The 11,331-nt window shown below is 55.0% G+C and carries 10 protein-coding genes; 1 reads left to right on the plus strand and 9 read right to left on the minus strand.

Annotated features, from left to right (window positions below):
- Positions 1–129: 129 nt before the first annotated feature.
- Together DQG23_RS05445 and corA are read right to left on the minus strand one after the other, a co-directional pair.
- Positions 130–1,332: an FtsW/RodA/SpoVE family cell cycle protein gene (locus DQG23_RS05445; RefSeq protein WP_238177760.1), complete on the minus strand. Its 1,203-nt coding sequence runs from the start codon at positions 1,330–1,332 to the stop codon at positions 130–132.
- Positions 1,333–1,356: 24 nt separating this feature from the next.
- The gene (gene corA / locus DQG23_RS05450) at positions 1,357–2,307 is read right to left on the minus strand and encodes a magnesium/cobalt transporter CorA (RefSeq protein WP_113029796.1); all 951 of its coding nucleotides are present in this window, start codon (positions 2,305–2,307) and stop codon (positions 1,357–1,359) included.
- Positions 2,308–2,551: 244 nt separating this feature from the next.
- Here corA and DQG23_RS05460 point away from each other — a divergent pair, with 244 nt between their 5' ends.
- A complete protein-coding gene (locus DQG23_RS05460; RefSeq protein WP_113029798.1) occupies positions 2,552–3,496 on the plus strand; it encodes a cation diffusion facilitator family transporter in 945 nt (314 codons plus the stop codon).
- A gap of 127 nt (positions 3,497–3,623) precedes the next feature.
- On the opposite strand, the gene DQG23_RS05465 is transcribed toward DQG23_RS05460, so the two are convergent.
- From DQG23_RS05465 to DQG23_RS05495, 7 genes are all read right to left on the minus strand, one after another.
- Positions 3,624–4,397, minus strand: a complete 774-nt coding sequence (locus DQG23_RS05465) for a DeoR/GlpR family DNA-binding transcription regulator (protein ID WP_113029799.1) — start codon at positions 4,395–4,397, stop codon at positions 3,624–3,626.
- 58 nt (positions 4,398–4,455) lie between these two features.
- Positions 4,456–5,493, minus strand: a complete 1,038-nt coding sequence (locus DQG23_RS05470; RefSeq protein WP_113029800.1) for a DUF4432 family protein — start codon at positions 5,491–5,493, stop codon at positions 4,456–4,458.
- A 16-nt stretch (positions 5,494–5,509) separates the two neighbouring features.
- Complete coding sequence (locus tag DQG23_RS05475) at positions 5,510–6,073, minus strand: D-lyxose/D-mannose family sugar isomerase (protein WP_113030023.1); 564 nt, start codon at positions 6,071–6,073, stop codon at positions 5,510–5,512.
- 1 nt (position 6,074) lies between these two features.
- Positions 6,075–7,277, minus strand: coding sequence for a carbohydrate kinase family protein (locus tag DQG23_RS05480; RefSeq protein ID WP_113029801.1), 1,203 nt, complete (start codon positions 7,275–7,277; stop codon positions 6,075–6,077).
- A 2-nt stretch (positions 7,278–7,279) separates the two neighbouring features.
- On the minus strand, positions 7,280–8,437 hold the full coding sequence (locus tag DQG23_RS05485) for a Gfo/Idh/MocA family protein (RefSeq protein WP_113029802.1): 1,158 nt from the start codon (positions 8,435–8,437) through the stop codon (positions 7,280–7,282).
- A complete protein-coding gene (locus DQG23_RS05490; protein ID WP_113029803.1) occupies positions 8,437–9,279 on the minus strand; it encodes a class I fructose-bisphosphate aldolase in 843 nt (280 codons plus the stop codon). Before DQG23_RS05490 ends, DQG23_RS05485 begins: the two co-directional genes overlap by 1 nt.
- Before the next feature lie 363 nt (positions 9,280–9,642).
- Positions 9,643–11,331, minus strand: coding sequence for a type 2 periplasmic-binding domain-containing protein (locus DQG23_RS05495; RefSeq protein WP_113029804.1), 1,689 nt, complete (start codon positions 11,329–11,331; stop codon positions 9,643–9,645).

The raw sequence follows: 11,331 nt of genomic DNA on the forward strand, positions 1-11,331 counted from the left end.
TTTAATTGCGCCGCTTGTCCGGTTTAGAGTCGCTTCCCCAAGATGCCGCCGAACGTCAAAAGCCCGCGGTTCCGCACTCCGCAGGCTTTCTTACTAATCGTTTCAACGTGAACCTTACAAGCACTTCCGCTACGACAGCCGTTCATCCCCGAAGCTGAATGATCCCGGATGCAGCTTTACGCTCATCACGAAACCCATCGCGATCATATTGGTCAGGAGCGAGCTCCCGCCGTAGCTGATAAACGGCAGTGCAATCCCGCTAAGGGGCATAAGTCCGATGTGCATGGCGATATTTTCGAAAATTTGCAGCGTCAGCATCGAAACGACTCCGATGATCAAATAACAGCCCGCCAAATCTTTGCATGCGAGCGAGATCAGCACCATCCGGTAAATAAGCAAAAAGTATAGAAACAGCAGCACCGCAGCGCCGGCGAAGCCGAATTCCTCCCCGATCACGACGAAGATGGAATCCGCATAACCGTAAGGAATATAGCCGTTCTGGACATAATGCCCGTTCCTGAAGCCGTCGCCGTAAAGCTGGCCCGTAGCGATCGCGATCTTCGAATTCAGCACATGCCAGCTTTGGTCCGGGTCGCTTGCCGGATCGAGAAACGTCTCGATACGGTTCAACTGATGCGGCTTAATGATTTTCGAGAACAAGTCGAATTGATAATGATACAAGCCGACCAATATAACGATAACGGCCGCAATCGATGCCGCGCCCAGCAGCGCATGCTTTTTACGGATATTCCCCACCCAGAGCATGCCAAGAAAGATCGCAAGGAAAACGATCGACGTCCCCATATCCGGCTGAAGCATAACCATCGCAAAGGGTATGATTACGACGATGCCGATCGGCACGATATCCCGCACAAACCGGAGCGGCTCGCCATTCCGCTCGGCCAGCAGCTTCGCCGCAACCAAAATGACGAAAAGCTTCATCAGCTCCGACGGCTGAAACTGCATGACACCCAAGTCGATCCAGCGCGTCGATCCGTTGATGGTCAGTCCTTTGAACTTGACGATAACAAGCAGGACGATGCCGACGCCATACAAAACATATGGCAGCTGCCTGACCCATATCCGGTAATCGACCAAAGAAAGGCCGATCATCGCAACGAACAGCACGGCGAACGTCACCCAGTTGTTCGTATGCAATCCGCTGTACTTGGTATCCCAAGTGACGCTATAAATAATGAACGTACTCATCACCATAAAACAGATCAATATTCCCATAATCGGGATATCCATTTTTTTCAGTTTGCTCAACATGTAATATACCCATCCCGGCAAGCCCTCGACCCGAACGAACGACAGGCGAACCCGGTCCATCCCCCCTATAATGATAAGCGTATGCTATTTAAACCAGCCTTTGCGAAGAAACCACAGAAACATCCCGATTCCGATCGCCAGCATGACGGCCAGCACGAGCGGGTAACCGGCAGACCATGCGAGCTCCGGCATATGTTCGAAATTCATCCCGTAAATACCGGCGATGAACGTAAGCGGCATAAAAATCGTCGTGATGACGGTGAGCGTTTTCATGATGGCGTTCATCCGGTTTGCGTTGATCGACATGTAGCTGTCCCGCAAATCCGAAGTCATCTCGCGGTTCGACTCGATCATTTCGGAAAGCTTCAGCAGATGGTCGTGAATATCGGTAAAATATTCGATATGCCCTTTGAGCCCCTGAATTTTCTCCGTATAAATAATGCGGTACAGCAAGTCCCGCATCGGGAACACCGTACGCCGAAGCTTTCCGAGCTGCGCCCTGATTTCATAAACCTCGTTCATTCTATCGCCGATCAGCTGCCCGTCCGGATTCGTTTCCAGCTGCAGCAGATCGTCCTCGATCCGCATCAGGCTGGGAAAATAATAATCGACCAGCTTGTCCATGATCAAATAAACGACATAAATATGGTCTTTCTTATGGATCGAAGGCATTGCTTTTATTTTCTTCCATACTTCTTCCATCTCCATAAGCGGCCTCAAATGAAACGAGACTACGAAATTGGAGCCGACGAACAGATCGACCTCATCGGCGAGCAGCGTCTTCTGATTAAGCGTGTGCAGCACGAAAAAATGCTCTTCATCATAATGATCCAGCTTCGGCCGCTGCAGAAAATGCATGCAATCCTCGATCGCCAGCGGATGAAAATGGAAAAAGCTGTCCAGCAGCGCCGTCTCCTGCTCATCCGGGTTATCGAAATCGACCCAATACCATTTCACGTCCGCGTCCCGCAGCCGCTCAAGCGGACTGTCGTGAACGATCCGGCCGTCTAAGGTAACGGCTAACGTGCGTATCATCGTTTCCATCCTCCCCTTCATCGTTAAGCCGCTTCGCACGCTCACGCTCGCTTCGCGTTTACCGGGATTCGAACAACCGCGGGTTAGCCCGCATGATTACAATCTTTCGAACGGCAGTAACAAATATTTCAAGTATATCAAAAAATGTGCGCTAACGCATTTACAGCGGGTCACGGATTGGCGTATAATGCAAACAAGAGCTTATTTAGAATAATTCTAATCTAGGAAAAGGCGGTGAGCTACCGTGTACGACTTCCATCATTTACGCCACGTGAAAGAGCAGTCTACCTCCAAAAAGACGCTCTGGATTACGCTCGTATTAACTTTGTTTTTTACGATCGTCGAAATTATCGGCGGTATTGCCTCCAATTCGCTTGCATTGCTATCGGATTCCGCCCATATGATTTCCGACGTATTCGCGCTGGGCCTCAGTATGGTGGCCATTTACATGGCGACCAGGCAGCCGAACGCCCGCTTTACGTTCGGGTATTTGCGCTTCGAAATTATCGCGTCGCTGCTAAACGGATTGGCTCTCGCCATTATCGCGATCGGCATTTTCATCGAAGGCATCAAACGGATGATTACGCCGCAGGATATCCATTTCCAGACGATGATCGTCATCGCATCGATCGGACTCGTCGTCAACATCGTGCTGACGATTATCCTCAGCCGCAGCATGAAGGAAGAAGACAACTTGAACGTGCAAAGCGCGTTATGGCATTTTATCGGCGACCTGCTGAGCTCGATCGGCGTTATCGTTTCGGCGGTGCTCATTTATTTCACCGGTCTTCGTTTCTTCGATCCGCTCATCAGCATGGTGATCGGCGCGATCATCTTTACCGGCGGCGCCAAAATCGTCCGCGCGTCGTATTTGATCATGATGGAAACCGTACCCGAAATATTCGATCTCGACGAAATCCGCAGCGAGATTGCAAAGGTGGAAGGCGTAGAAGACGTTCACGAGATGCATTTGTGGTCCGTAACGACCGATCATTATTCGCTGACGGCGCATGTTTTCGTTAATGAGCATATCCAGCCGTTCTGCGTCATTCTCGCAATCAACGAAACGCTGAAAAACAAATACGGAATCGAGCATACGACGATCCAGATCGAGCATGCCGGCATCAACCCGCATGGCGAATACGGCAAAGAATTTCTGCGCCACCGGAATATGGCGGGACTTCACTAACGCTCGCACAATTAAAAAGGGCTATCCGAAAGGTCCATAAAGACCTTGGGAAAGCCCTGTTTTTTCACGCAAAAGGAAAACTTTTCCGTTCTATATGCCCACCGACCGAGCGGATCGTTTCCGTAGTCTAAGGACCTGCCACATCCAACCGAACGCCCGCTTCTCTGCATGCGCGTTGAAGCTCGTCATCCGGCAGCCGATCGGTCACGATCCGATGTACGCCGTCCAAGGGAGCGAACGAAACGAGCACCCGGTTTCCGAATTTGGAATGATCGAGCACGATATTGGTTTCCGCTGCCTGACGGATCGCGAGCCGCTTGATTTCCGCTTCATACATGTTCGAGTTGCTGAATCCATGTTCGATGTTTACGCCCGTCGCTCCAAGAAAAACCCGATCGAAAGCCATGCCGGCCACATTGGAGGCAGCTATCGGACCGACGAGCGAATTCGTCGCTTCCACGAGCACCCCGCCTATGAGCATCGTCGGAATATGTTTGGCCGTTAGCTCGGCCGCCACATTCAGCGCATTCGTCACGACCGTGACGTTCCTGTCCGGCGGCAAAAAACGAGCGACCTGCAGCGTCGTCGTGCCCCCGTCAATAAAGACGGATTCGCCCGGCTGTATGAGAGCCGCCGCTTTGCGGCCGATACGGATTTTCTCTTCCGTCAGCATACCCGAACGTTCCTGCAGCGCAATATCTTTGCCTACAAAGATAGCTCCGCCAAACGTCCGTTTGATGGCCCCCGTATCCTCGAGCTTTTCCAAATCGCGGCGGATCGTCATCTCCGTTACCGGAAACGCTTCTTTCAGCTCGGCAATGCGCACTTCCCCTTCCAGAGAAATCAGGTCCAATATTTGCTGCTGTCTCCCGTTTAATCCGCTGCCCGTTCCGTTCAACATCCGCTTGCTGCCTCCCGCTATCTGTTCGTGAAAATAATGGTTCTATTATCGCCTTCCGTCAAGCGATGTTCAACCCCAACTTGAAAAAAACGGACGCTCCCGGAGCCAATAGCTGCGGCCCGCCGCGCTTCGCTTCCGCTTCCCGGCCTTCCACCCTGCAATTGGCCGGCTCGAGACCGAGCACGTGCTCGCCTGCGCCCGGCATTCGCCATTGGACAAGAATCGGCAGCGTATCCATCGACCAGCTGAGGGTTACCTTAACGGGACGAAAACTGCCGCCGGCGGGAAATACAGGATTGCAAATGTCCGCATGTGCCATTCCAGCGCCATCAGCGGCGTCGCGGCGAAGATCATGATAATAAACGGCTTCGTTCACGGCGGCGTTCGGCGCATTCCATCGCCCGCACGCGGCGAGCTCCGCATCTTCGCCGCGGGCCTCGCTGTCCGCGGAAGGCAGACCGATCGTCGTCCGCTCCCCCAGCAGCGGGAATCCAAAGTTGAAATGGTACAGCATCATGTACGGAGCGGGCTGGAAACCGACGTTTTCCAGACGGTCGCAAAGCGTGATGCGGTTGTCTCCAAGCCTGCCGGAAAAAATCCGCGTCAATCTTAGCTTGCTGCCGAATATCGCCGTTTCCTCCATGACCCCGGAGATGCTCCATTCGAGCTCGTCGCCCGCCCATTCCTCGCGCAAGCTGACATGCTTCGCCGGCGTATGGTGAGCCCTGCCATGCAGCCCGAAGCCTCCATCCGCCGAGGGCGAACCGGCATGGGAGAAGCCGCAAGTCATAAGCAGCCCTCCAGAAGCGGTGCGCAGCCAGTCCGTTCCCGACGGTTCGTAGTACATGGGATGAACGTTGCCGTTCGGCGACTGCCACGACAACGGAGCTCCCCACAGCTCCGCGAGCGAAATGTCGAGTCCTTTGGCCGGAACGACATCGAAGGAAAGCCCGGCTCCGGTTCTGACCTGGATAAGCTCCGTCCCCGCTTCCTTTCCCTCCTTCAGCGTCACCCGCCTGATGCCGCCGATCTGGCCGAGATGGCCGATGCGCGCTTCCAGCTCCCTGCGCGTCCAGTTTTGTCCGAATAGCTGCATGCCGGCACGCTCTCCTTTACTCCGCTTCGTCTTCTTCTATAGCCGCAACCCTTACGATAGCAGGATCGGTGAATATGTCGAACTCGTCACGGCTGGTGCTGGAAAACTCGGATACGATCGCTCCGTCCGCTCCTCCTTGAAACCAATGCTTTGTACCCGGCGGAATCGTGTATTGCTGTCCCGGATCGAGCACGATTTCGTGGAACACCGTGTAGCAAGCTTCGCTGCCCGCAGGCAAAACCGCTTGTATGTCCGGCGTCACCTCGCCCTCCACATACAGCAGCACCCGCCCCCAGCGGCAGCGGAACGTTTCCATTTTGCCTTCCTCGCCGCCGATCGGGGGATGAAGATGCTCCGGACACGTCTGCTCCGCAAAAAGCACAAGCTCCTTGGCGCAGTAACGATCCGTATTGGCGTACGTTATCAGCTCCAGCCCTTGGCTTTCCAAATTGCCGAGCCCGAAACCGGCGATTTCGATCTGTTCCTTCTCTTGGGCGCTTAGCGCGATGCCCGCCTGTTCAAGGATTTGGGCAGCTCTGGCTTGTGCGCGCTTAACTTCGCTGCGTTTGAGCGTCAACATTCTATCCCCTTCCGTCGTTTCGATAAATCCGGCTGCCGTTACCATCCGTAACGCTCCAGCCGGGCAGCGATAAAGCCGCCCCGCTTTGTTCCCATCCCGCCGCCATCCGTTCGAGCACGTCGTTCCAGCCCGGCACGCCGCTTACCGCATCGGCCTGCTCTACGTTGCACGCCCCTACGCCGACGGCGCCAAGCAGCGTTTGCTCGATGGAAAGCCCCTGCGTTAGACCGCCGATAAAACCGGCGATCGTACAGTCTCCGGCGCCTGTCGTACCGACGGCCTTCACCTTGAAGCAGGGAACTAGCAGCTCGCGCCCTGCCCAATCCGCCGCCGCCGGAGCGCAAGCTCCCATCGCGGCAAGCCTTTTCCCATCGGAGGTCGAGCGTACGTACAAACCGTATTCGCCGAGCTTGAGTCCGACAACGGCGGCGCCCATTCCCAGCAGCTCCTCGGCAAGCGACGAAAGCAGCGGACCGTCCGCGACGGCAAGCATGTTTTCCGCTCCGTGCTGGCGCATAAGCCGATCATAAAGGCCGGGCCGCAGCATATATAAAATTTCTTCAAAGCTCGGCAAAAACACGTCCACATTCGGAAGCGAGCGGGCCAATATCGCTTGCCAATCCGCACGGCCGGCAGCCGAGTCCGGATCGGGCTTCGCCAGATCAAGCGATACGGTCAACCCTTTCGACTTTACGCCGGCCAGCAAGCGGACAAGCTCCTCTCCGTCCCGTTCATACATGCCTCGCATCAGGGGAGGATAACCGAAATGGAACAGCCGTGCTCCTTCGAGCGTCTCCAGCCTTACATCCGCAGCGCAAAACGTATCGTTCGCCCCCGTGGCATGCAGGAAAATGCGGTCCACACCGGGCGGGCTGATCACGATCGTATACGAGCTGTGCTCGCCTTGTGCCACGATCATCGTCTCGGTGAGCCTGCCTGCGTAACCGGAAAGCTCTTCCAAAATCGTTTGGCCGAACCGATCGTCGCCTACCTTGCCCATTAACCGAACCGAAAACCCGAGCCGGTGCAAAGCGAGCCCCGTATTGGCGACCGCCCCGCCGACGGAGAGCAGCGCGGGGCCGATTTCCGTCAGCTTGCCCGGCACCAGCATGGCGCCTACCCCGCCGCTATGCCCGGGAACGGCCGGTATGACATCCAGGCAAATATGCCCGGCCACCACAATATCCGCCGATTGTCCGTTCACCGTTAATTCCCCCAGTCGATGGAGACCGTTTCGCCGCTGCGCTGCGATTGCAGGGCAGCCGTAAACACGCGATGACTGCCCGCCGCCTCTTCCGGCGTGGCGCAGCGGAACGTCTGCCGCATCCGGTCGCGGTTAGCCAGCTCGTCGCAGAATGCCGCCCACATCTGCAGGATCGAATCGGAAAAGCCGAATTCGAAAATACCGCCCGTTATCGTGCCGTAAGCCGATTTGTACGGGGCGTCTACCGTATGCCAGGCTTGCTGGCCGCCGGGCGTGTAAGGAAGCGATGCGACTTGCTTCGGATTTTTGGTCGTAAACTCCGCCGAAAGCTCCGTGCCTTGAATGCGGATAAACCAAGTGTTCGCATGTCCCGGGGCGATCCGTTTCATCGACAGCAGCATAGGGAATTGCTGGTCATCCGTCTTCACATCGCATGCGAGAATCGAGTTATCCCATGTTTCGCATGGAGCCATGCCGTCATTGCCGTCCGGACGTTCGGGAATAATTTTGGAAAGCAGCGCCCGTACGCTTGCCGGCTTCCAGCCGAACCGCAGCGGAAGATGCAGGACGTGCATCCCCAAATCGCCCATGCAGCCGTACTCCCCGTTCGTCGCGATGCGCCGCTTCCAGTTGATCGGCTTCGTCGGATCGAGATCGCTCGAATGCCAGAAGCCCGCCTCGACTTCGATAATGCGGCCGAACCTTCCTTCCTCCACCCACTTGACGATTTGCTGCGCTCCGGGATAAAAAGGGAACTCCGACGAGCAGCGGACAAGAACATCGGGCCGCTCCGCAAGCGCCGCCTGTATCTCCGCATTCGCTTCCTTGTCGATGCCGAACGGCTTCTCGCCGAGCAAATGCTTGCCCGCTCTTACGATATCCGCATATAACCGTTCATGCAGATTATGCGGAACCGCGCAGTAAATCGCTTCGATGGACGGATCGGCCAGAAGCTCGCGATAATCGGTGTATGTACGTTCGATGCCGGGCACTTGCTTCCGAAACCACTCGGCGGCATCCGGATTCGGATCGCAAACCGCCACGATGCGCGGCTCGGCATCGATGTCCGTCAAATGGCACCAGCGCGCCGCCGCGCTGGCAAATTCTTTGCCCATCAAGCCGCAGCCGATGACGCCGAAACGAATAATCCGCTTGCCCATCAGACCCGCTCCCCTTTCAAAATCATAAGCGCATCGGCCGCCGAGGCTCCGTCATGAACGATCGCCATCAAAGCCGACGTCATGCCGGCCGGATTCGGATGCTGGATGACATTGCGCCCGTAAACGATCCCGGAAGCGCCTTGCTTCATCAGCTCGACCGTCCGTTCCACGATCTCTTCGTCGCTTGCCCGGCCTCCGCCGCGCACGAGTACGGGCACACCCGATGCGATCTCGATCACTCTATGGTATTCCGTCACATCGTCGCACGGGTCCGCTTTGATCACGTCGGCGCCGAGCTCGGCCGCTTGACGGACGAGCGGCATGATTTTGCGGATATCGCCGTCCACCATGTACCCGCCCTTCGCTTCGTTCGGGAGCATGACAAGCGGCTCGACCATTAGCGGCATGCCGTATTTCTCGCATTCCGATTTCAAGAGCGTAACGTTGCGCACGCATTGATGGTGCAGCTCCGGCTGATCCGGCAGCAGCAGCAAATTGACGCAAACGGCGACGGCGTCCAAACGGACGGCATGTTCGATCGCCCGATCGATCAGTTCGCTGAACAGAAATCTCGGAAGCGCGCTGCCGTAAATATTCGCCGCATCCGTACGCAGAACGAGACCGGGCTTTTGCTTGCCGGGAATTTCCTGGAGCAGCCCCGCCTGCCCTACGCTCAATTGCACGCAATCCGGCCCCGCTTTGACAATCGTCTCGATCGCATGTTTCATATTCTCGATTCCGGATAAAAATGAGTGCTCATTGAAAAAACCATGATCGATTGCAACATCGAAGCATTTGCCTTGGGCGCTGAACATCCGGTTCAATCTCACTTTTGTGCGCATATTCTCAACTCCGCTATGATATTTTCAAACAATTAATGTTTGTTTATAACATTATCATAGTATAAAACGAACAATGTGTCTACGATTTCATTTTATGAAAATCCGATGTACTTCGTACAACAATAACAGACTGCCAATCCCCTTGAACAGGTTCGCGTTTACTGAGAAATCGAATAATCAGAGAGGATACAAGGATAAACGGCTTCGCCGCCCGTTAAGGGCGTGCGCGTTTACCGGGAAATCGAACAATCTCCGGAGATATACTTTCTGAGATTTTAAAAAAGGACTGCCCCCAGGTCTTTTAGACCTTTTGGGACAGCCCTTCACTTTCTGCAGCAGTCTACGCCAAGCAGCGAGAAAAAATTACTTTTTCGACACCGACTTGAACCACTCGTTGACTTCCTTCGTAATTTGGTCGCCGCCGTTCGCCTTCCAGTTGGCTACGAATTCGTCGAACGCGTCGACCGGCAATTTGCCGTAGATGATTTTGTTGAACGTCTCCATTTCGGACTGGCGCAGCAAATTCCATTTGGAAATCATCGTCGGCGTCGCCGCGCCGGTAAAGTAATTTTGCTTGCGGATGTTCATTTGCGACATAACGACTTTGGCGGCATACCAGTTTTCCGGCTTCCGGAACTCGGCGAGCTGCTTTTCGTAAGGGGTTTCCGGCTTTTTGCCGTCCGCAAGCTTAACCAATGTTTTCATGTAAAGGTCCGGAATACGGGCGGGACCGGTCAGGAACGGGAAGCTGTTGTTGAAATCTTTGATCTTGTCTTTATTGCTTGTCGGCTGACCGTCTACGATATCCCAATCGTAGCCTTGGGCGAAGCCGTATTCGTATTTGCTGCCTGCAGCCGGATTGGCCATGTTGTCCAGCATATAGTTGTAGTACAGGAAGATCGCTTCCGGATGCTTGGCGTCTTTATTGATCATGATGCTGCTGTTTACGCCGGAATTTTGCCACTTGGTGCCCAACTGTCCGTCCGGACCGGCAGGAACCGGGTACGCTTTATACTTCGATCCGCTGACGTTCTTGAGCAAATCCGGAGCCGGCCAATCCGGAACCCAGTTCGCCCCTGGCAGAACGCCCGCATTTCCTTTGGTCCAAATTTCGGCGGACTTCCCTTCATCCCACAGAGCGGCATCGGGGTGGATATAACCTTTGTTCATCCATTCTTGAAGCTTCGCGAGCGCTTTCTTCGCCCCCGGATTGATGGAGCCGTATTCCAAGTTGCCGTTCCCATCCTTGTTCCACTGCTCCTCGACCGTGCCGTATGCGCCGAACAGCCAATCGAGCGACCCCATCCACGTGTTCGTATTGTTCTTCATGGAAACCGCAAGCGGGAAAACGTCCTTCGGAGCGAGTCCGTCCGGATTCTGGTTTTTGAATTTGTCGAGCACGATTTCCAATTCCGCTATCGTCTGCGGAGCCTTGAGCTGCAGCTTCTCCATCCAATCCTCGCGAAGCCACAGGATCGTATCGTCGTTATCGGTATATTCGAGAATCGGCAGGTTATATTTTTTGCCGTCTCTCGTGAAAGGATACCATAATTCCGGATGCTGCTTGGCATGGTCTTTCCAGATGCTGTTGGCGTACTTCTCGAACAGCTCGTCGATCGCGATAAACTGGCCGGAATCGATCAGCTGGTTGGTCAATACCGGGTTAGTCGGTACCGCTACAAAATCGGGCAGCTTCTCGCCAGATGCGATCGTCAGCTGGAGCTTCTGTTTATACTGGTCGTCGCCGGCCGGGTACCAGGTATCTTTATGCTTGATGCCGAATTGCTCCAGCATCCAGCGGTCGTGGACGTTGTTTTCCTTCGTATCGCCCTTGGAGTACTTCTTCGGCATGAGAACGGTGCTGATCTCGATCGGCGGATCGTACTTTCCTTTCTCGAATCCGGGCGCGGGAGCCGGTATGGTTGAAGCTGCGCTCTTCGAGCCGGTATCGGCCGAATTTCCGGTTCCGGCGTTATTGGCGCTGCTGCAGCCCGTGACGGCGACAATCGCGCTGCCGGCAAGCAGCAGCCATGACTTTCGAAATGTACCCAT

The sequence above is a fragment of the Paenibacillus contaminans genome (assembly GCF_003285015.1).
Lineage (GTDB): Bacteria > Bacillota > Bacilli > Paenibacillales > NBRC-103111 > Paenibacillus_V > Paenibacillus_V contaminans.

What these genes read in the sequence shown, in the direction of transcription:
- DQG23_RS05445 (WP_238177760.1), bottom strand. Translation starts at nt 1,332, where the DNA reads ATGGACCGGGTTCGCCTGTCGTTCGTTCGGGTCGAGGGCTTGCCGGGA.
- corA (WP_113029796.1), bottom strand. Translation starts at nt 2,307, where the DNA reads ATGATACGCACGTTAGCCGTTACCTTAGACGGCCGGATCGTTCACGAC.
- DQG23_RS05465 (WP_113029799.1), bottom strand. Translation starts at nt 4,397, where the DNA reads ATGTTGAACGGAACGGGCAGCGGATTAAACGGGAGACAGCAGCAAATA.
- DQG23_RS05470 (WP_113029800.1), bottom strand. Translation starts at nt 5,493, where the DNA reads ATGCAGCTATTCGGACAAAACTGGACGCGCAGGGAGCTGGAAGCGCGC.
- DQG23_RS05475 (WP_113030023.1), bottom strand. Translation starts at nt 6,073, where the DNA reads ATGTTGACGCTCAAACGCAGCGAAGTTAAGCGCGCACAAGCCAGAGCT.
- DQG23_RS05485 (WP_113029802.1), bottom strand. Translation starts at nt 8,437, where the DNA reads ATGGGCAAGCGGATTATTCGTTTCGGCGTCATCGGCTGCGGCTTGATG.
- DQG23_RS05490 (WP_113029803.1), bottom strand. Translation starts at nt 9,279, where the DNA reads ATGCGCACAAAAGTGAGATTGAACCGGATGTTCAGCGCCCAAGGCAAA.
- DQG23_RS05495 (WP_113029804.1), bottom strand. Translation starts at nt 11,331, where the DNA reads ATGGGTACATTTCGAAAGTCATGGCTGCTGCTTGCCGGCAGCGCGATT.